Origin of the sequence: Chromobacterium sp. Rain0013, assembly GCF_015291765.1 — a bacterium.
GTDB classification, from domain to species: Bacteria; Pseudomonadota; Gammaproteobacteria; order Burkholderiales; family Chromobacteriaceae; genus Chromobacterium; species Chromobacterium haemolyticum.
In genome coordinates this window covers 3181060-3202261 of record NZ_CP031514.1, presented here as the reverse complement: position 1 = coordinate 3202261, position 21202 = coordinate 3181060, and the positions used below count along the sequence as shown (strand labels likewise).

At 65.3% G+C, this 21202-nt stretch carries 14 protein-coding genes; all 14 read right to left on the bottom strand.

The window, feature by feature from the left end; all coding sequences use genetic code 11:
* Positions 1-12: 12 nt before the first annotated feature.
* The 14 genes from DXT74_RS14770 to DXT74_RS14705 all read right to left on the bottom strand — a co-directional run bounded on the left by DXT74_RS14770 (position 13) and on the right by DXT74_RS14705 (position 20690).
* The gene (locus tag DXT74_RS14770) at positions 13-600 is read right to left on the bottom strand and encodes a DUF3540 domain-containing protein (RefSeq protein ID WP_194426326.1); all 588 of its coding nucleotides are present in this window, start codon (positions 598-600) and stop codon (positions 13-15) included.
* A gap of 8 nt (positions 601-608) precedes the next feature.
* Positions 609-1688 (bottom strand): pentapeptide repeat-containing protein, encoded by a 1080-nt coding sequence (locus tag DXT74_RS14765; RefSeq protein ID WP_114152919.1) that lies wholly within the window; start codon positions 1686-1688, stop codon positions 609-611.
* Positions 1685-3901, bottom strand: coding sequence for a DUF2169 domain-containing protein (locus DXT74_RS14760; RefSeq protein WP_196783768.1), 2217 nt, complete (start codon positions 3899-3901; stop codon positions 1685-1687). Before DXT74_RS14760 ends, DXT74_RS14765 begins: the two co-directional genes overlap by 4 nt.
* The gene (locus DXT74_RS14755; protein WP_194426325.1) at positions 3901-6312 is read right to left on the bottom strand and encodes a type VI secretion system Vgr family protein; all 2412 of its coding nucleotides are present in this window, start codon (positions 6310-6312) and stop codon (positions 3901-3903) included. Before DXT74_RS14755 ends, DXT74_RS14760 begins: the two co-directional genes overlap by 1 nt.
* 40 nt (positions 6313-6352) lie before the next feature.
* Entirely contained in the window at positions 6353-8764 is a 2412-nt protein-coding gene (locus tag DXT74_RS23145) for a type VI secretion system Vgr family protein (protein ID WP_194426324.1), read from the bottom strand.
* The gene (gene tssH / locus DXT74_RS14745; protein ID WP_194426323.1) at positions 8755-11376 is read right to left on the bottom strand and encodes a type VI secretion system ATPase TssH; all 2622 of its coding nucleotides are present in this window, start codon (positions 11374-11376) and stop codon (positions 8755-8757) included. Before tssH ends, DXT74_RS23145 begins: the two co-directional genes overlap by 10 nt.
* A complete protein-coding gene (locus DXT74_RS14740) occupies positions 11373-12350 on the bottom strand; it encodes a type VI secretion system baseplate subunit TssG (RefSeq protein ID WP_194426322.1) in 978 nt (325 codons plus the stop codon). Before DXT74_RS14740 ends, tssH begins: the two co-directional genes overlap by 4 nt.
* Entirely contained in the window at positions 12347-14209 is a 1863-nt protein-coding gene (gene tssF / locus DXT74_RS14735; protein ID WP_194426321.1) for a type VI secretion system baseplate subunit TssF, read from the bottom strand. The genes DXT74_RS14740 and tssF overlap by 4 nt, the downstream gene beginning before the upstream one ends.
* Positions 14206-14652, bottom strand: coding sequence for a type VI secretion system baseplate subunit TssE (locus DXT74_RS14730; RefSeq protein ID WP_043631825.1), 447 nt, complete (start codon positions 14650-14652; stop codon positions 14206-14208). The genes tssF and DXT74_RS14730 overlap by 4 nt, the downstream gene beginning before the upstream one ends.
* Positions 14653-14729: 77 nt before the next feature.
* On the bottom strand, positions 14730-15257 hold the full coding sequence (locus DXT74_RS14725; protein WP_039755389.1) for a type VI secretion system tube protein Hcp: 528 nt from the start codon (positions 15255-15257) through the stop codon (positions 14730-14732).
* Between the two features lie 247 nt (positions 15258-15504).
* Entirely contained in the window at positions 15505-17016 is a 1512-nt protein-coding gene (gene tssC, locus DXT74_RS14720; RefSeq protein ID WP_231138187.1) for a type VI secretion system contractile sheath large subunit, read from the bottom strand.
* Positions 17013-17540, bottom strand: a complete 528-nt coding sequence (tssB, locus tag DXT74_RS14715) for a type VI secretion system contractile sheath small subunit (RefSeq protein WP_194426320.1) — start codon at positions 17538-17540, stop codon at positions 17013-17015. The genes tssC and tssB overlap by 4 nt, the downstream gene beginning before the upstream one ends.
* A 30-nt stretch (positions 17541-17570) precedes the next feature.
* On the bottom strand, positions 17571-18506 hold the full coding sequence (locus tag DXT74_RS14710; RefSeq protein WP_196783767.1) for a type VI secretion system ImpA family N-terminal domain-containing protein: 936 nt from the start codon (positions 18504-18506) through the stop codon (positions 17571-17573).
* A gap of 1047 nt (positions 18507-19553) precedes the next feature.
* Positions 19554-20690, bottom strand: coding sequence for a DUF4158 domain-containing protein (locus DXT74_RS14705; protein ID WP_162787937.1), 1137 nt, complete (start codon positions 20688-20690; stop codon positions 19554-19556).
* Positions 20691-21202 lie beyond the last annotated feature (512 nt).

The window sequence follows — 21202 nt, the reverse complement described above, 5'->3', positions numbered from 1 at the left end:
CGCATTTCTCCTTTAGGCAACGTGAATCTGGCCGGCGTCGAGCTTCAACAGCGAAGCCGAACTCAGCGCCGTGCTCTTGGCGTGCAGCCCCATGTGGCGGTCCGCGTGCAGCAACAGACTGCCGCAGTGCTCGGCGTCGGTGCCGCCGATATGGGTCTGCCGCTCCTGCGCCGCGGTGGCGATGGCCTGGGCGCGGCTGTTGAGCTGCCGGCCGCTCAGGCTCAGCTCGCCGTCGGCGCACAGATGCAGTTCGGCGGCGTGCAGTTGCACGCTGGCCGCGCCCAGTTCCAAGCGGCAAACCCCGCCCGGCTGCGGGCGCTCCAGGATGGCCAACACCCAGCAAGCCTCATCCGCCGCAGCCAGTTGCACCAGATCGCCGCGTTGCGGCCGCACCAGGCAACTGAAGGCGGCGCGCGCCTGGCGCAGCGCGCCGGACGGCAGCCGGACCAGCCATTCGCCGTCCTTCTCGCCTTGCGCGCATACCCGCGCCGGCAGCCATTCCTGGCTGGGTCGCTGCGTAGGCGTGCCCACGCGCAGCGCGCGCAGCACTGGATCGGACTCGGCCGGAGTTTCGGCCCAGGCCAGGGCGCTTTCTTGCATCCATGTCATCATGCGGCTCCTCTAGGTCCGGGCTGCGCCTGTTGCCGCCAAGCCCGGTCTTGCTCAAGTTTGCTATCGTCGAACAGCGCGCCGGCGGTGTCGGCCGCGCTCCATGCGCCGCGCGGCTGGCCTACCAGCCGGCCCCCGCGGCAGTCGCAGCCGGACAACTTCACCGACTGCAGCGCGGCGCCGCTGGCGTCCAGTCCGCGCAGATTGGCGCCTGACAGGTTGACCTGCTCCAGCCGCGCCTGCCGCAGCGATAGCCGCGGCGCGTTCAATTGCTCAAAAGCGCAATCCTCCAAGCGCGCGCCGTCAAACATGGCCTGCTCCAGATCCGCCTCGCGCGTCTGCACTCGGCGCAGCCGGGCCTGGTCGAAACTGGCGCCGACCAGGCGGCTGGAGCGGATGGCGCCGCCGTTCCAGACACTGTGCGACCAGGCCGCCTGTTTCAGTTCGCAGTGGTCCAGCGCCATATGCTCCAGTTCGCAATCTATCCAGCGCGCGTTCAAGCCGCGGCAGGCGCTCAGCGCCACGCGCCGCGCCTGGCTTTGGCCGTGAATGAAGTTGTGCAGCTCGGCCTCCTCCACGCTAAAGCCGTCCAGCTGATTGCGTATCCAGGCGCTGTCCGACCAGCAGCCGCCTTGCAGCCGCCATTCCCGCAGCCGGCAGTCGACGAAAGAGCCGTGCTCGCTGCGAACATCGCTGACGCGCCAGCCAGCGGCGTCCAATTCCACGCAGGAAAAATCCCGTTGCCGCCCGCCTCGCCACTGGGCCCCGGACGCAATCACCCGCTGCCAGCCCACCCGCTCCAGCTCGCACTCCTCCCAGACGCAGTCGATGAACTGGCTGTCGGCGCAACCCATCTCATGCCAGACGCAACGCTCGAAACGATTGGTTTCGAAGCGGCAATTGACGAAGCGCGCTTCCTTAAAGCGGCACTGTCGCCAGTGCACGCGCTCGAAACTGCAATCGATGTAGACCACGCGGCTCAGCGTCTCCGCCGGCGGCGCGTCGAATCGCCGCCCTTCCACCACGGCGGGCAACGCTCCGGCCAGCTCCCGCAACGAGGCCTCCCGCGCCGCGCTCATTGCGCCCTCCTCGGCCAATCCTGGCGCCCGGTTTCCAAATTGCCGCGCCAGCCCCCGCTGGACGGCGGCTGCATCCAGGCGGTTTTGGCGTCGATCAGATTGCAGCCCTCCATCCGGCTCTCGCTCAGGCTTGCGCCGTAGAACAGCGCGTCCTTCAACGCGCAAGCTTCGAAGCGGGCTCGTTCCAGCTTGGCGTGGGTGGCGTTAAGGCCGTCCAGCGCGCAGCTCCGCCACAACGAATCCGGCGCCCGCAAGCGTTGCGCGTGCAGTTGCGGGCAGGCGCAGTGCTCAATCCGCAGTTGCGCAGCGTCCAGATCCTGCCAACTGCAAGACAGCAGCTCGCAGTCTTCCAGCCGCGCCTGGCGCAGCGAGCTGCCGTGGGACACCACGCCGAAACGCTGCTGGCAGCGCTGCCAGACGCTGGCGGACAGGTCCGTGTCCAGCGCGCTGAACTTCAACAGCCGGCATTGCCGCCAGCCGCTACGCGGCAGTTGGCACTCCACTAGCCCCAGTCCGTCGGCTTGTACCCCGGTGAAATGCCAATCCTCCGCGCGAACCCGGCACCAATTGACCTGGTCCCAACGCAGCTGGCCAACCCGGCCGCCGGCGCCGCCCTCGCCCTGCACCGTGACCGCGCGCCAGGCGCCGCCGTTAATCGCGATGTCGTCCAGCCGGCAATCCTCTATGCCCAACTGCGCCAGTTCGACGCCATTCCAAACGCTGGCGCCCAGATTGCAGCGGTTCAGACCGCCGCCGGTCCAGCGCACCGCGTCCAGCACGGTGCCGGCCAGCGAGCAATCGACGAACTGCACCTGTTCCAGCCGGCATTGCCGCCAACGGCCGTGGTCCAATTTGCAGCGTTCGAAGCGCACCTGGCTTAGCTCGTGGCCGTCGAAAATCAGGCCGCTCAGGTCGGCGTCGCATATGGTCAACTCGCTCCAGGGGCCGCGTTCGCCTTGCAGCCGCTCGCGCCAGTTCTCCCCGTCGGCCGCCGCTTGCGGCAGGCCGGCCAAGGCGTTTTCATTGGCGCGAACAAAGGACTGCAGCCGGGTTTGCGCCGCCTGCGCCTCGCGCAAGGCCTTGTGATTTTGTTCCAGCCGCGCGCGGATCTCGGCGCGGTCGCGCGCGGGCGGCGCGAAGCGCGGATGGTCAGCGGAGTCGAGTATCTGCTCCCAGACCCAGCCGCGCGCTGGATCCGGCATCAGCGCGTGATCGGCCAACAGCAAGGGGTCTTGATCGTCCAAGCGGGAGCGGCGCTCAGCGAAGGCGGCCAGCTCCGCCGGCCGTTCAGGTTCGGCGGCGTCCTTGAAGCCCAGCGCCAGCCGGCCGACGCCGTCGTCCAATACATAATCCAGCGGTAGAAAGCCGTTCCACCACATCACGCCCAGGTCCGCGTCCGGCAGCAGCCACACGGTTTGCAATGCCAGTTCCGGCCGTTCGTCCAGCGGGCCGTCCCCCCGCCCCGCCAGCAACAGCGGCCGCACAGCCGGCAACCGTCCCTGGACTTCTCCGCCGCGAAAGCCGCTAAGCGCGAACGGCGCTTGAGCCGGCCAGCAGGCCTGGTCCGACCACTGGTCCGGCGCCGCCTGCTGGAAAAAGCGCAGATCGGTGGCCGCCGGCCATCCCATATGGCTGCCGTCGTCCGCCATTGCTTGCGGCGAGCCGGCGAAGCGCGGCTGCCATTGGCGGCGCTCCGGCCAATCGCTGCCCAACGGCCCCATCGCCGCCAGCGGCGCCGGGCTCACGTTCAAGCCGCGGACCCGTTGCAAAGGCGGCGACGCGTGGCGTTGGCCGAAAGGATTTTCGCCTTGCAGGCCGGCCGCCGCCTGGCGCGGGTCCAGCGCCAGGCTGGCCTCGACGCGTCCGCCGTCCATACGCGGCTGCGCCCGGCAGCTCGCGATCTTGCGCACGCCGCCCAGCTCGGCCTCGGCCAGCCAGTCCAATACGCCGACGCCGGCCGCCGGGCCGCGATAATGCGCGCTGCCCAGCAGCAGCCATTCGGCGCGCAGCTTGGGCATTGCCGGTTCGAACAGCGGCAGCGCCGGCTTGGCCGCCTTGATCGCCTCCCAGCACGCGGCCTCGTGCGCCAGGATGAAGGGATCGCTCAGGCGGAAACCGATGCCGACGCCGATGCGCAACATGGCTTGGGAACCGATCTGGGTGCGCGACGAGGAAACAAGCGCCGCCTGGGGTTTGATATGACGCAAGGGCATCAGCTTTTGACCTCCATGCCGACTTTTTTCAGATCCACGCCGGTGTCCGAGTAGGAGGCGCCGGTGTAGGAGTATTCGAAACCGGTGGTGGAGCTGCTAAAGCCCTTGCAGCTGACTTCCGAGCCCACGGAACTGATGCTGGAACCTGTACTGGACATCTTGCTGCCCACCGCTTTGATTTCAGAACCGGTCAGCGAGGTGTCGCTGCCTGTCAGGGACACCGACACGCCGGTAGTGGATATCGAGCAGCCAGTGACGCTAGCGTCGGACCCGGTGGTGGACATCTTGCTGCCGGTGACACTGGTGGACGAGCCAGTCGTCGACATATCCGTGCCGGTCACGCTGATTGAAGTCCCCGTGTCCGACATCGAAGTACCGGTTACGCTCTTGGAGGTACCGGTGACCGAGCAGCTATTGCCGGTCACGCTGGTGGAGGTGCCGGTATAGGACGAAGACACGCCGGTCATGCTTTGCGACATGCCGGTGGCCGATACGCTGGTGCCCGTCATCGAGGTGGACACGCCGGTCATGCTCTGAGAGGTGCCGGTCACCGAGGTGCTGGTGCCGGTCAGGCTGGTGGACACACCGGTAAAGCTGGTGGACACCCCGGTGAACCCTGTCGAGATTCCGGTGAAGCTGGTGGAAACACCCTTTAAACTGGTGTCCACCCCGGTGAAACCGGTGGAGACGCCGGTAAAGCTGGTCGACACCCCGGTAAAGCGGGTGGACAAGCCGGTAAAGCTGGTCGATACCCCGGTAAAGCTGGCCGACAGGCCGGTGAAGGACACCGACACCCCCGTGAAACTGATCGAAGCCCCAGTGACCGAAGTGGACGTGCCCTTGACCGAGATGTTCTTGTCCTGGCCCACCGCCTCCGAGCTGTTGCGCTCGGTGGTCTGCTGCATGTCGCGCTCGGCGTGCACCATCACCCGCTCGGCGCCGCGCTGGTCGTCGAAAGTGATCTGGCTGGCGTTGCTGTAGCGGCCCTGCTTCAAGGAGCGGGTCACCAGGCCGGTGTAGCGGATGTCTTTCGGCAAGTCATACGGCGTGGGGTTGTCGCCGTTGTAGACGATGCCGGTCACCATGGGCCGGTCCAGATCGCCGTCCACATAAGTGACCAGCACTTCCTGACCCACCCTCGGCATCGCCAGCACGCCCCAGCCTTTGCCGGCCCAGGCTTGCGACACCCGAATCCAGCACGAGGCGTCCTCCTCCTGCGTCTTGTAGCGGTCCCAGTGGAAGTGCACGCGGATGCGACCCAGCTTATCGGTATGCACTTCCGCGTTCACCGGCCCCACCACCGTCGCGCTCTGGATGCCCGGCAGAATCGGCTTGGGCGTCAGCCGCAGCGGCCGGAACGGCCGGTCATCCCGCATCGCGCGGAACACGCACATCACATTGCGGCCTTGGCCGCTGCTGTCCGGCCCGTCTTGCAAAAAGGTCAGCTCGCTGGCCGCCACGTAGTAGCGGCGGTTGCGCGCCGCATCCGGGTGGCCCTCCAGCGTGAAAGCGCCGCCAGTGGCCAGCCCGCGGGCGTTGGCCGTGCCGGTGAGCTGGTGGGAATCCGCCTGCAGCGCCTCCAGCCGCAGCCGCGCCAGCCGGTCGCCGCCAGCCTGATCGCTATAGCCCGCGCCGTAGTCGTAGTGCTCCAGCCGGATGCCGTCCAGGCTGGTCTGGGTCTCCTGGGCGTCGCTGTCCAGGCGGTTGGACGGCGCGTGGTAGTCGAAGTCGCGCAGCGCGACATTGGTCGGCCTCACCCGCCGCGTGCGTTGCAGCCGCTGCACGCCTTCCCGGCCCGGCACCGGGCGGAATTCGTCGCCGTCCGGCAGGAAGCGCAGCCGGCCGTAGCCGGCGGCCAGGTCGTCGAAACGCTGGGTGTCGGACAGCACCACCACATGGCGCTCCGGCTGGTGCTCGACCCAGAAGTAAATGCCCTCGTCCTCCAGCAGCCGCTTGACGAAGTTGAGGTCGGACTCCAGGAACTGCACGCAGTATTCGCGTGGTTCGTAGGCGTGCTCCAGCTCAAAGCGGAAGTCCGGCCGCTGATGCTCGCCGAACACCTGCTCGACGATCTGCGGCACCGTCAGTTGCTGGAACACCCGGCAGTTCTGGTTCTCGGCCAGGAAGGACAGCCAGCTGCCCAGTTCCAGCGTGTAGGTGTAGCGGTCCTGGGTCTGGCCGCTGTCGTAGCCGCCCAGCACCTGGCAGTGGAAGGGCCGGACGCCTTCATCGCCCAGGTCGATGTCCACGGTCAGTTGCGAGCCGAGCAGGCTGTCCAGGTCCAGCGCCGGATCGGCGCAGGCGATGTCGAGCTGATAGCTGGGTTCCTGCGACAGACGTTCGTCCGCCTTGAAGCTCAGCGCGACGCTGTCCGCCTCCAGCAAAGGGCTGTGCAGTTCGATCAAGCGCATGTCCGCTCTCCTTTTCGGTGTCCAAGGCTTGGGCGCGTCATCAGCTTTTCACCTGCATGCCCAGCTTTTTCAGATCCACGCCGGTGTCCGAGTAGGACGCGCCGGTATAGGAATAGCTGACCCCGGTGGTTGAGCAACTGGAGCCTGTACTGGACAGGCTGGAGCCGGTGCTGCTGACCGAGGAGCCGGTGGTGGACATGCTGGAACCGGTGACGCCGGTGGCCGAACCGGTGGCCGAAACAGAGCAGCCGGTCACGCTGACGGAAGCACCGGTGGTGGACACAGAGCAACCGGTCACGCTGGCGGAGGAACCAGTGGTGGACATCGAGCAGCCAGTCACGCTGGTGGACGAGCCGGTGGTGGACATCGAGGTGCCGGTGATGCTGGTGGACGAGCCCGTGTCCGACATCGAAGTGCCGGTCACGCTCTTGGAGGTGCCGGTGACCGAGCAGCTATTGCCGGTCACGCTAGTAGAGGTGCCGGTATAGGACGAAGACACGCCGGTCAAGCTTTGCGACATGCCGGTGGCCGACACGCTGGTGCCCGTCATCGAGGTGGACACGCCGGTCATGCTCTGAGAGGTGCCAGTCACCGAGGTGCTGGTGCCGGTCAGGCTGGTGGACACACCGGTAAAGCTGGTTGATACACCGGTGAACCCCGTCGAGATTCCAGTGAAGCTGTTGGACACGCCGATAAAACTGGTGTCCACCCCGGTGAAACCGGTGGAAACGCCGGTAAAGCTGGTCGACACCCCGGTAAAGCTGGTGGACAGGCCGGTAAAGCTGGTCGATACCCCGGTAAAGCTGGCCGACAGGCCGGTGAAGGACACCGACACCCCCGTGAAACTGATCGAGGCGCCGGTAACCGAGGTCGTGGTTCCTTTCACATCGATGTTCTTGTCCTGGCCCACTGCCTCCGAGCTGTTGCGCTCGGTGGTCTGCTGCATGTCGCGCTCGGCATGCACCATCACCCGCTCGGCGCCGCGCTGGTCGTCGAAAGTGATCTGGCTGGCGTTGCTGTAGCGGCCCTGCTTCAAGGAGCGGGTCACCAGGCCGGTGTAACGGATGTCTTTCGGCAAGTCATACGGCGTGGGGTTGTCGCCGTTGTAGACGATGCCGGTCACCATGGGCCGGTCCAGATCGCCGTCCACATAAGTGACCAGCACTTCCTGACCCACCCTCGGCATCGCCAGCACGCCCCAGCCTTTGCCGGCCCAGGCTTGCGACACCCGAATCCAGCACGAGGCGTCCTCCTCCTGCGTCTTGTAGCGGTCCCAGTGGAAGTGCACGCGGATGCGACCCAGCTTATCGGTATGCACTTCCGCGTTCACCGGCCCCACCACCGTCGCGCTCTGGATGCCCGGCAGAATCGGCTTGGGCGTCAGCCGCAGCGGCCGGAACGGCCGGTCATCCCGCATCGCGCGGAACACGCACATCACATTGCGGCCTTGGCCGCTGCTGTCCGGCCCGTCTTGCAAAAAGGTCAGCTCGCTGGCCGCCACGTAGTAGCGGCGGTTGCGCGCCGCATCCGGGTGGCCCTCCAGCGTGAAAGCGCCGCCAGTGGCCAGCCCGCGGGCGTTGGCCGTGCCGGTGAGCTGGTGGGAATCCGCCTGCAGCGCCTCCAGCCGCAGCCGCGCCAGCCGGTCGCCGCCAGCCTGATCGCTATAGCCCGCGCCGTAGTCGTAGTGCTCCAGCCGGATGCCGTCCAGGCTGGTCTGGGTCTCCTGGGCGTCGCTGTCCAGGCGGTTGGACGGCGCGTGGTAGTCGAAGTCGCGCAGCGCGACATTGGTCGGCCTCACCCGCCGCGTGCGTTGCAGCCGCTGCACGCCTTCGCGGCCCGGCACCGGGCGGAATTCGTCGCCGTCCGGCAGGAAGCGCAGCCGGCCGTAGCCGGCGGCCAGGTCGTCGAAACGCTGGGTGTCGGACAGCACCACCACATGGCGCTCCGGCTGGTGCTCGACCCAGAAGTAAATGCCCTCGTCCTCCAGCAGCCGCTTGACGAAGTTGAGGTCGGACTCCAGGAACTGCACGCAGTATTCGCGTGGTTCGTAGGCGTGCTCCAGCTCAAAGCGGAAGTCCGGCCGCTGATGCTCGCCGAACACCTGCTCGACGATCTGCGGCACCGTCAGTTGCTGGAACACCCGGCAGTTCTGGTTCTCGGCCAGGAAGGACAGCCAGCTGCCCAGTTCCAGCGTGTAGGTGTAGCGGTCCTGGGTCTGGCCGCTGTCGTAGCCGCCCAGCACCTGGCAGTGGAAGGGCCGGACGCCTTCATCGCCCAGGTCGATGTCCACGGTCAGTTGCGAGCCGAGCAGGCTGTCCAGGTCCAGCGCCGGATCGGCGCAGGCGATGTCGAGCTGATAGCTGGGTTCCTGCGACAGACGTTCGTCCGCCTTGAAGCTCAGCGCGACGCTGTCCGCCTCCAGCAAAGGGCTGTGCAGTTCGATCAAACGCATGCGGTTTCTCCCGGGATGGCGGATTCGGCCGGCGCGGGCGGCGGCAACGGCACGCCCTCCCCGTCGTCGAAAATCAATTCCAGCTTGTCGGCGGCGCTCAAGCGCACGCTGCGCAAGGCGCGGTCGGCGGCGCGCGCTTCCAGCACGCCGCGGGCGATGGCCGGCATCACTCGCTGGCGGAGCAAGTCGCCCACCGCGCGGCCGCTGGCCGGGTGCCTGGCCACCGCGCGGGCGATCCAGTCCGCGGCCTCGGCGTCGGCGCGCCAAGCCAGGCCATTGGCGCTCAGGCGCAAGCCGATGTCGTCCAAAGCCTGGCGCGCGATGCCGGCCAAGGCCGGTTCGTCCAGCGGCCGGAAGGCCACTACCCGCATCCGAGCCAATAGGGCCGGCGCGAAACGGCGCTGCAAGCGTTCGCGCGCCAGCGCGTCCAGCCGGGACTGCGAGACTTCGGGCTCCGCCGCGCAAGCAGCCTCGATTTCGGCGTCGCCCAGATTGCTGGTCAGCAAAATCAGGCAGTTGCGGAAGTTGATGTGCCGCCCTTCGCCGTCCTCCATCCAGCCCTGGTCGAACACTTGGTAGAACATTTCGTGCACGTCCGGGTGGGCGCGGTCGAACTCGTCCAACAAGAGCACGCTGTAGGGTTTCTTGCGCACCGCCTCGGTCAGCCGGCCTCCTCGGCCGTAGCCGACATAGCCCGGCGGCGCCCCTTTCAGCGTGGACACAGTGTGGGCTTCCTGGAATTCGTTCATATTGAAGCGCAAGAGATTGCGCTCGCCGCCAAACAGCGCCTGCGCCAACTCAGCAGCGGTCTGACTCTTGCCGGTGCCGGTGGGGCCGGCCAGCAACATCACCGCCAGCGGCCGGCGCGGATCGCCCAGGCCGGAGTGCGCCACTTGCAGCGCCTCCACGATGGCGTCCAGGCCGCTCTCCTGGCCCCGTATCCGCTGGTTCAGCCCTTCGCGCAGGGCCATCAGGCGTCTCGCCTCGTCTTGCGCCATCTGAGTGACCGGCACCTGGGTCCACTCCGACAGCACTTCGGCGATGGCGTGAGCGTCCACCCAAGGACGCACCAGCCGATCGGCCCCGCTCAGGGCTTCGGCCCGCTCAGAATCGCCGGCGCCCGCTTCCAGATCGCCCAGCCAGGCGCCCACTTCGGCGCGCTGCTCGCTCAGGGCCGCGTCCAGTTCGTCGGCGCGCGCGGCGGTGTCGGCGCGTTCCCGCTCCAGTTCCGCCGTGTCTTCCGGCGTGGACAGCCCCAGCCTCGCATCGCTGGCGCGCCAGTTCAGCGCTTGTTCCAGCGTCATGGCGCGGTGACGCAGCCGGTCCAGCGCCGCCGGCTGGCAGCTCTGGCTCATCGCCACCCGCGCGCAAGCGGTGTCCAGCAGGCTGATGGCTTTGTCCGGCAACTGCCGCGCCGGCAGATAACGGCGCGACAGCGTCACCGCCGAGCGCAAGGCGGCGTCGGCGATGCGTACGCCGTGATGGCCTGCGAAGCGCGGCGCGATCATGCGCAGCATGTCCACAGCGGTATCGTCGTCCGGCTCGTCCACCGCCACGGTCTGGAAACGGCGCACCAGGGCGGCGTCCGGCTCGATGAACTGCTTGTACTCCGCCCAGGTGGTGGCGGCCACCATGCGCAGCTGGCCGCGCGCCAACATCGGTTTGATCAGGTTGGCGGCGTCGCCGGTGCCGGCGTTGCCGCCGGCGCCGATCAGGGTATGGGTTTCGTCGCAGAACAGAATCACGGGAGCCGGGGACGCGATCACCGCGTCTATCACCGAGCGCAGCCGCTGCTCGAACTCGCCGCGCGCGCCGGCGCCGGCTTGCAGCCTGGCCACGTCCAGGGCCCAGATTTGCGCGCCGCGCAGGCCGGGCGGCACTTCGCCCCGATGAATGCGCTGAGCCAGCGCCTCGGCCACCGCGGTCTTGCCCACGCCGGCCTCGCCCACCAGGATGGGGTTGTTCTGCCGGCGCCGAGACAGCACGTCGATCACCGCGCGTAATTCGGCGTCGCGGCCTATCACCGGATCCAGCTCGCCGGCGGCCGCCTGCTCGCTCAGGCTCACCGCCCATTGCCGCAGCACCGCGCCCGGGTCGGCGGCTTCTCCGGCGGCGGCTTGCGAGACAAGCGCGTCGGACGCTTCCGGCCAAGCGCCGGCCAGCGCCTCGTAACGCTCGACAATATCGTCCAGCGACAACTTCGCCAGCGCCTGGCCCACTCTATGCTGCAGCCAGCGCCGCGTCGGCTCTTCGTCCAGCCAGGCCAGCAAGAGATGGCCGCTGCGCACCTTGGCGGCCGGCGCGGCCACCTGGCTCCAGCTGATGGCTGGCGCCACGCTGCGCTCCAGCGCCGGCGAGATGTCGCGCAGCGATTCTCCGCCGGCTTCGGCGGCCTCCAGCGCCTTGCCCACGCGTTGCAGCGCGGCGGCCGGATCGCAATCCAGCGCCTCCAGCAAGAGCGCGACGTCGCCGCCGCCTCGGCGCAGCAGGCAGAGCAGCCAATGATCTAAATCCACCAGCGCGTGCCGGCGCGAGCGCCCCAAGGCGGTGGCTTCCACCAAGGTGTCGTATGCGGTTGGGCCTAAGCGGCCGAAGATGCGTTCTCGGTTCACAGCGGATCCTGGAATGATTCATACACGGTGAGAGTCCGGAGCGAGACGCCGGGGCGGGACCATGCGTCCACCCCCAGGCGCATGCGCCCCACCTTGCCTGCCAGTTCCGGCCGGGTGCGGACCTGGACCTTGATGACCGGAGCGGCCCGGCCATCGGCGAAATCGGCGGCGACGGCGAACATCGCCAGCACCGCGGGCGAGCCGCGCCGCCAGCGGGCAAACTCGGAGGCGTCGATCGGCCCTATGGTGATGTCCAGCGCGTGCTGGGCGTCCCAGATCCGGCTGCCGACGCGCCAGTTTCCCAGCCGGCGCGGCCCCCCGACGCCGCGCAGCGGTATCCAGCGCCCCTGGCGCGGGGACAGGCGCACCGGCGCGCCGAAATAGCCGGCCAGGATTTTTCGCAAGTCCGCCAACGAACGGCGCGGCGCGTGATAAGCGCCGGGATGGCTGCGACGGCAGGCGGCGGCGTGCGGGTCCAACAGAGACTCCGCGTCCGGCGCGGCGCCGGCCAATGCGGCGACGCGTTCAGCGAAGGGGTGGCGACCGCGCTCGTAGCCCAGCGCCGGGTGCATCGCCGCGCGGGCGGCGTAATGCAACCAGGCCAGATCGCCGCAAGCCAGATTGACGAAGCGTTCGAAGGCGGCGTTGCGCTCCAGCCGGCGCTCGTGCAGCGCGTGCTCGGTGATGTGCAGCGGCAAGGGGCCGTAGGGCGCGAATAGACCGAAATGGCGGCACACCACGCTGACGCGCGGCGCGGCGTCGTCCTCAGCTTCCTCCACCCTCACCCCGCTGATTTCGCTGCTGGCGAAGTGCATGTCGGCGGCCTGCTCCAGGCCCAGCCAGTCCGGCCGGCGGCGCAGCCGGCTTGCCGCGGACGCGTCCGGCAAACGCCATTGCCAGGTTTCGACGCGGCGCATCAGTTCGAAGAAAGTGCGCTGCGGGCTCAGCTCCCGGATCATCTGCTGCCGTTTCATTGCAGTTCTCCGTCTGGGCGCAGGGTATTGCCATGCCGGCTGACCAGCTCGCCGTCCAGCCGCAGGCTGACCTCGATGCCGTCGTTGAGCGTGACCGCCTGGGCCAGGGCCTGCGCCAGCAGCCGGCCGAACAGCCAGCCGCCTCGGTCCGCGTGCATCACGGCGGCAATGTCGATGTCCACCAGGGCGGCGCGCACCAGGGCTTGCGGCGAGCTCCGGCCTGCGGGCAAAAAGCCGGCTTGCAGATGCGCGGCCTTCAGGCTGTCTATGCGCTGCCGGTCCAGCGCCAGCTCCGGCTGAGCGGCCAGCCGCAGTTGTTCTGTCAGCCGAGCGCTGATGTCTTGACGGCCGGCGCCGCGCAAGCTGAGCGGATTCAAGCCGATATGGGCCACCGCTTGCCAGCAGCGCTCCTGGTCCGGGATCGGCCGCGGCGCGCTGGCAGGCCACAGGCATTCCAGCCGCGCCACCGCGCCGCCCTCGGCCCGCAGCTCCGCGGCAGGCAAGTCCTCTGGCCGCCAACCGCGGTCCGCCACCAGCGCGCGCCCGGTCAGCGTGGCGATGTCGTCCAGACCGATGTCGCCGGCGCAGGCGGAAATGGTGATCAAATCGTGGCTGCCCAGTGTGTCGGGGCGCGCCTGTCGCGGGCCCTCGCTCTGGAGCGCCGGCTCGCGGCGCAACGAGTAGCGCGCCGCTGCCGGGCCGCTCTGGTAGCCGCCGGCGTCCAGAGCCGGCCGCGCTTCGCGAGAACGGCCGTTGCTATCGCACACATTGACTTCCAGCAAGCGCCACAAGTGGTGCTCCGCCGGCCGCATCCGGTCCACCGGAATCCATTGTTCGGTCTGGTTCGGGTCGTAAGGCACCGGGTCCAGCCGCTTGGGGTAGAGATTGATTGCCGGGGTGGCGAACAGACGGAACTGGTCCGCGTCGACTTCGCCTATCAGATCCAGCGGCGCCTGGCGCAAAGCCAGGATCAGCTCGAAGCCGCGCGCCGACGGCGCCCGCGCCGCCAAAGCCGCCAGCGCGTCCAATTCCACGCTGAGCAGCCGCGCCGGCTGGGCGAAGTATTCGCGCAGCAGCCGCAAGCCCGGCAAACCGCCCGCGTCGGCGGGCAGCAGCGCCTCGGCCTCGTCGGCCGCGGACAGGCGCAGGCCGCTGAGCGGCAACTCCAGCAGGACTTCGCCGCCGCGCCCGTCGTCGGCCGTGGCGTACCAGGCGCCGACGTCGGCCAACATGGCCCGGTGCAGCGCGTAAGCGCGCGGCAGATCGCCGGCCAAGCTCAATTGCAAGGGTTTGGCGCCGCCTTCCACGGCGGCCAGGTCGCCCAGCGCCACCGTGCCCTCCAGCTTGAAGCTCAGTCGCAAGGCGGCCTGGGACGAGGCCAGCCGCCGCGCCAGTTCGGCGGATATCCGGGCCAAGCCGCGGCCGCATTCCGCTCGTTCCAACCTAAGCGGCAACAGCGTCACTTCGCGCCCGGTGGAGAAAGTGACGGGCCGGGCCGCGCCCGGCAGCGTCGCCTGGATCAGCGTGCCGCGCGGCATGCTGCGGCCGCGAAAGGCCTCAGGCGAAGCAAAGTCCGGATGGAAGGCGAAACTGCTGATCGCCGGCGTGGCGCTGAGATAAAGCGGGCAGACCTGGGCCAGCGCCTGACGCGCGAATTCGGCGCATTCCAAGTCCAGCCGGGTTTGCACTCGGGCCGACAGAAAAGCCACGCCTTCCAGCAGACGCTCGACAAAGGGGTCCGCTACCGAATTTGGCCGTAAGCCGAGCGCCGGAGCGATCTGCGGATGCTCGCGGGCGAAACGCGCGCCGGCTTCGCGCAGATGGCGCAATTCATTATTGTAGTGATCGAGGAAATTCATCCGGCTACCCCCGCCTCCGCCGTGCGCGGCAGGCCAAAATAGCCGTCCAGATAGTTAAGCGTCAGGCAAAGCCGCAATGTTTCTCCGCCTTCGCGGGTCTGTGCGGCCACGTCGAAATACAGCAGTTGCCGCGCAAGCGGCCCGCTGCCGGCGCGCGCGCTCACTTCCACGCGCTCCGGGTCCAGCCTCGGCTCGAAGCGGCGGATCGCGTCGCGAATGTGAGCGCAGACACGCGCCGGGTCGATCAGGCTGGACTTCCTCTCCGCCAGCGGCGGCCGCCCATAGTTCCACACCGAAGTCTCCAGCTGGCTGCCCGGCGCCAGCGGCAGGCGCGCGCCGCGCAGCGCGGCGTTCATCAAGTGCGCCAGATCGCGCGCGATGCTGACGGCGAGCGTCTCTCGCCCGGCGCGGGCGGACAGTTGGTCGAATAATCGTGGCGTCATGGCTGCCCGGCGCCGCCTGAGCGGCGCCGTCCCGATAGTGATAGAGAAGAAGGCCGGAAAGACCCGGCTCAAATGGCTTAAACCGCGGCGTTCAGCTTCAGGTCGTAACCGGCCTTGATCACCGCGCCCATGGTTCCGTCGTTACGCTGTTCGCGATATTCGAACTCGATCTTGGCGAAGTTGATCTTGATCTCGTCGGTGGGGAGCACGCTTTCCACATCGCCGCTGCCGTGGCCCATGATGGCGTAGGGCATATTGCCCAGCGTGCGGAACGAGGACACCAGGCCGCTGGCGAAGGTGATGATCATGAAGTCCTGCTGCCCGTTGCCGGACTTGCGGCAGATCAACTTGGCGCGCGGGATGTGCTCGCCGGTGGCGCACATCAGGAACAGCTTGGGCGAGGCCTTGTTCGAAACCATGCGGAACTCGAAGTCTTTCATTTCCACCTTGCCGGCGCCGCCGCCGCTGCCGAAGCCCCATTTACCCGAGTTCTCCTCGGCCCATTGCCAGCTTTGGATCTGGATCAGGCCCGAGTACTGCTGGTCAGTTGATTCCCCTTCGACTCCTTCAATTTGTAGAAAGTAGTCAACCAATGCATTTGCCATGTTGCGATACTCCGAAAAAAAGTGATGGACATGTCAGACCTGAAATGGAATGCAAGCGCCGGGGCGACTCAGGTCGTTCCCGCCCCGCGCCAAACCGGCCGCCGTCAAACCCCGCTCACAGCTTCGAAAGCTGGGGAGAAACGAGCCGAAAACGCTTGAAAAAACGCAATGCGCGAGCGACGCTTGAGCCTTTGGAAACGGCTTCCAACGCGGCTTCACCAACACGCGGCGAACCTGGAGCGGCTTCTCAGCGGGCACCCTCCTGCTTGGCCGACGGCAGTTTGGAAACCAGCCGCAGCGACACGGTCAAACCTTCCAGCTGAAAGTGCGGCCGCAGGAAGAACTGAGCGCGGTAATAACCCGGGTTGTCCGGTAGTTCATCCACCAGCACCTCGGCCGCGGACAAGGGACGCTTGGATTTGGTGATCTCGCTGGAAATGCTCGGATCCCCGTCCACGTAGTTCATCAACCAGTCGTTGAGCCAGCGCTGAGTGTCTTCCCGCGATTTGAAGGAACCGATCTTGTCGCGCACGATGCACTTGAGGTAATGGGCGAAACGGCAGGTGGCGAAGATGTAGGGCAAGCGCGAGGACAGATTGGCGTTGGCGGTGGCGTCGTCGTCCTCGTACACCGCCGGACGGTGCACGGTCTTGGCGCCGATGAAGGCGGCCATGTCCGAGTTCTTGCGGTAAACCAGAGGCATCAGGCCGGATTCGGACAACTCATGTTCGCGACGGTCGGAGATGGCGATCTCAGTGGGGCAATGCAGCTCCACTTCCTTGTCCTGCGACGGCAGCACGAACTTGGGCAGCACTTCCACCGCGCCGCCGGACTCCACGCCACGGATCTTGGTGCACCAGCCGTAGGTGCTGAAGGCGCGGGTGATGTTGGCCGCCATTGCGTAAGCGGAGTTGGCCCAGCAAAAATCGCTGGCGCGGTTGGGATCCACCTTCTCCTCGAAACCGAACTCCTCTATCGGCTGGGTCTTGGGCCCGTAGGGCACCCGCGCCAGGAAGCGCGGCAGGGTCAGAGCCAGGTAACGCGAGTCGTTGCTTTCGCGCAGCCGGCGCCAGAAAGCGTATTCAGTGGAGGTGAAGATCTTGGACACGTCCCGCGGATTGCCCAATTCGCTCCAGTCGTCCATTTGCAGCAAGCTGGGCGCGGCGGCGGAGATGAAGGGCGTGTGCGCGGCGGCGGCGATCTTGGACATCTCGGTCAGCAAGGCCACATCCTGAGCGCTGTGGTCGAAGTGGTAGTCGCCAACCAGGCAGCCGAAGGGCTCGCCGCCGAACTGCCCGTACTCCTGCTCGTAGATCATCTTGAAGATCGGGCTTTGGTCCCACACCACGCCCTTATAACGGCGCAGGGTCTTGCCCAGCTCTTTCTTCGACACGTTCAGGTAGCGGATTTTCAGGTTCTCCGTGGTGTCGGTGTTGGACACCAGGTAATGCAGGCCGCGCCAGGCGCCTTCCAGCCTCTGGAAATGCTCGTTGTGCAATACCAGGGTGAGCTGTTCCGAGATCTTCCGATCCAGTTCGGCCACCAGTTGCTCCACCGTCTGCGCCACGTCTTCGCGCACCACCACCCGGCTGCGGCGCGCATAGGCCAGCAAGGTCTGTACCGCGCTTTGCACCGCTTCGGCGGCTTCATTGGTGCGCGGTCGGAAAGAACGGCGCAGGATGTCCTTCAATCCGTCGTCTACCGTCGTTTCGGTCTGCCCGGCCGCGGCCGGCGCCAGCATCTCGGCGTGGGTGCTCATTTCGCCTCCCCGTCGGCTTGGACCGCGTCGCCCGGCGCGGCGGCGTCGTCCGCGGGCGAATGCAGGTCTTTCAGCAGCTGCTCGATCAACTCCTCGGCCGCCACCTTGCCGTCCATATAAGTCAACAATTCCTTCAACTGGCTGCGCGCATCCAACAACACCGCCAGTTCAGGGATCTTTTTCACCACTTCGGCCGGCTCGAAAGACTCCATGGAATCGAAGCTCAAGTCGATCGGGATCAAGGTTCCGTCGTCGGTGATCACGTTCTTCACGTGGTAGCTGAGTTCCGGCGCAATCTGCGCCATCCGCAGGTCGAAGTTCTCCACGTCGATTTCCGTAAAACGACGGTCTTCTACCGCGCCCAGCGGCTCGGTGTTGTCGCCGGACAAGTCCGCCAACACCCCGGCCACAAATGGCAGCTCCACTTTTTTCTGCGAACCGTAAACTTCCACGTCGTATTCGATTTGCACGCGGGGCGCACGGCTTTCCCCAATGAACTTCTGCGCATCCTTCTGTCGCGCCATGGCATATGTCCTTTCCCTGATATTGGTTGACTACCCTTGTGAAGACCGGGGGCGATCCAATTTCGCCACCAGCGCATCCGATTCGGCGAACAACTCCGCCATCAACTCCTCAAAACCCGCGCCCAACATCCTCTTGGCGCGCAGCAAAAAAATCGGCGCCGGATGTCCTGGCTCGTGTTCGCGGAAATACGCGACGATCAAGTCCAGCGCCGCCGCCACCTCCTCCCGGCTCTTTAAGGCGCCGGCAGGCAGCGCCCTTGCCGCCGGGACCGCCTCGCTCAAGGCGGGCGCCTCATCGGGGGGCGCGGCTAACGCCGGCGTCAGCGCGGCTTCCAGCTCGTCCAGCAAGGCGATCAGACCAGCGCAGTCAAACTGCTCGGCAAAACCTTCGCTCTCGCTCAGCGCCGTCAAGCCCGCCAGGCCGACGCGCAGCCGGGACAGGTCCCGCAGCGCACGCTCCCGCGCCGCCGGCCCGGCTGCGGCGGGGTCCTTGGCCAATTGACCGACACTGACCTCGCTGTCCGCGCTTAGCCGGCTGTGCGCCAGTTGATGCAGGAAGGCCGGCCCGCACAGCCAGGCCAGGTGCAAAGCATGGGTTTCGCCCGCCGGCGCGTCCGGCTGACCGGCCGGGCGGATATTTTCCAGCGGCTGCGCCGCTATCGCTCCCAACGCCGCCAAGCCTTCCGCCGCGCCGGCCAGCCCTCTCTGAGCCACCGCCGCGCGCAGCAGCCACACCCCTACCCGCACATCGGCCGCCTTGCTCAGCAAAGTGCGGCACGCGCTTTCCACGCTGGTCCAGTGGAAGGGTTCCGCGCCCTTGCGCAGAGGAACGTGGCCCACCGCGTCGTATTCGCAGATCGCGGCATCGACGCGGGCAAAATCGGCGTCGAAATCCAACTCGTCCAAGACCGGACTTTCCGGCAAGGCGATATCAGCGATGGCGTAACTCATGGTTTCAGCGTTCATGGCGAAAGTTTGATCCCGGCTGCTGCCCTGCATAGGACAGTCTCAATATTTTGAATAAGGCGCCGATAAATACCTGGCCCTCTTTCTCAAAAACTCGAGAACAAAGTTATAAGCAAACGCTTGAGCCTGTCCAAACAAAAAGGCCAACGATTGGCTTGCGGAAAAACAGAGGGGAAATGGAAAAAAATCGCACGGCAATACAAATGCATGCCACGCTTTTCATGACAGACGCGCATGCGTTCCATCAGCGAATGGCTTAGCGGACCCTTGAAGACAAGGCTTGCCGAAGGGGTGGCGAGAGACAAAGAAGACAAGACAGGAATGCTGCGAAAAGTTTAATCGCAGTCTATTTTCAATGAGGCTTTAAAAACATACGCCTCGTTCACAAGCTGCGGATTTTATTTGCACTTTCATCGGAGGAAGGCGGACGCGCGCTTGCGCGGGCCCGGCATGCTTGCGTGCCGGCCCGCATAGCCTCGGCCTTTATCTTCATCCGTATTGCGGGCCCTCTAAAAAATGGTGAGACAGCCTTGGGCAATGTGAAAAATACATACTTATTAGTATAATTTTGAGAAAAGTTTTTTATATTATGATTTACTTAGTGTAAATTGGCATAAACCCCCGGATTGCTGAAAACTTGCCTCGCATTTCGGTTTTATTAAGCCAATACTTAAAAAATCGATGTACCCCAGCTTGTGCCCCGCTCAAAAGCGCAAGGTGCAAATTCACATTCCGGTCAAACATTGTTGCATTTGATACACAAAACCCACCGACTGGGAATGGCGCCATTTTTGCACGTTAGCATATTTAGATGATTGGGCACGTCTTAAGGCCTTATCGGCATAAATCAAAAACAAGATTAGGGTTGTCCCTAATCTTGCGCAATAAAATAAACGATTGTTTAATTTTGAAAGTGTTTAGATATTTTTATTAAAATTCTTGCCGGCGATCAAAATAATAAACCCCGTCATTGACGGGGTTTATTATTGCCAGCAATCGCCTATTAGATTTGCGTTCAGACCTAATCCAGCACGCGATCACGTTTTTTCAAACAAACTCGCCGGCCTCCAGCGACTTGCCCACCAAGCGCTCACGCAGATCGAGAATTTCCTTGACCAGAGCCGCGCGTAGTTCCAGTACCAAAGCCAGCAAAGTGGCCATGCGCCGGCGCGGCTCCAGCTTAGCCAGATCTTTGGGTTTCATTTGCCGCCCTTCCGCCGCCAGCTTGCCCATTCGCTGTTGCGACACCAGGTTCTGCAAGCCAGTAGGCAGCGATAAGGCATCTATCGCCTTCAGCTTTTCCAGATTCTGCAGCATCCGCAGCAAAGCCGCGCGCGCCTGCAAAACAATGGCCACCAGCATGGCCATGCGCCGCTGCGGTTCAAGCTCAGCCAGATCATGACAACTCATGCCGTCGCCCGAGCGCGCCCACTCCAGCATCCGTCTCGGCCCCACCAACTGAGTCAAATTCGAAGGCAAGGCCAAGGCTTCCACCACCCTTAAGCGCTCCAGTTGCGGCGCGGCGCCGCGCGCGCGCTCAGAATTCAGCCGCAGCCAGGCCAATGTCGTCAGCTTTCCGCCCTCCCTCAACTCCAGCAAAGCATCCAGCCGTTCGCGCTGGCTGGCGCTCAAAGCGTCGTTAAGCCGAGCGTAGACTTGACGCGAGCCCAAGGTCAGCGCGGCCGCGCAACTGCGGTCTATCACCCCGATGCTCGGCAAAACAATGCGGCGCTCGCGCAACCAGGACACCATCGCTTGCGCCAAGGTCAACGCCTGGTCGGTTTGATTGGCCAGCCTGGTCAGATGGCGCAATGCCGCCTGGCCGTCCTCGGCTCGGTAAGGTCTCAAGCCCAGATAAGCGTAAAGCTTGACCAGATGTTCGCGCCGGGTTTGATCGCGGGTGGCGTAGCGATCCCAGTCCGACTCCTTCGCCCCCAATGCGGCCGCCACCCGCCGCAATAGCCGGGGAGCCGGCTGGCAGCCCTCGTCCAAAGCGATGCCCGGGTGGCGCAGATAGCACAGCAGTACAGCCACCCCCAGCCGATTGGCGCTACCGCGGTGCTGCTGGATCAAGGCGAAATCCTGTTCGCTGAAAGCGGTTAACTGATTTAGCTCGTATTCGTCCTCTGGAGGCTCCAGCAAGCTGGCGCGCTCCAATGGCGAGAGCAACGGACGTCTTGGCATGATTCTCTTCCCCTGGCCTTGGCCGATGTGTGCTGCGCCGGACAGGCAGCCCGCCGGCGGTGTCACCATGCTCCCCGCTCTGGCGGCGGTATGGAGCCCTTAGAACCTGTTCAAAGCCTGCTGCGCGTCTGCGATACGGCGGTAAAAACCGCTTCGAAATGCTCATGCATCTTGATGTACGCTCCGCATTCTCATCCGTTCCGCCTTGTCTCGCGCTAGCTCGCGGGCCTTTGAACAGGTTCTTACCGCCCGCCGTCGCGGGCATGACGCCAGCGACGAAAGGGCTAATTAAAACATTTTGAAGATATGCTTTCTTCTATGGTAAGCAAACATTTGTGATAGCTAGTATCGGGCGGAGTTCCCAAACTTATGCCATTTTCTTATGGCGAGATATGTATTAATCATTCGACACTTATTTATTCATGAATAAAATGACATTGGGTTTAACAGAGCAGCGCCAGGCCATGAAAAAACCCGCCGGCGGCGGGCTGTGCGACTGGCGGTTTTAACGC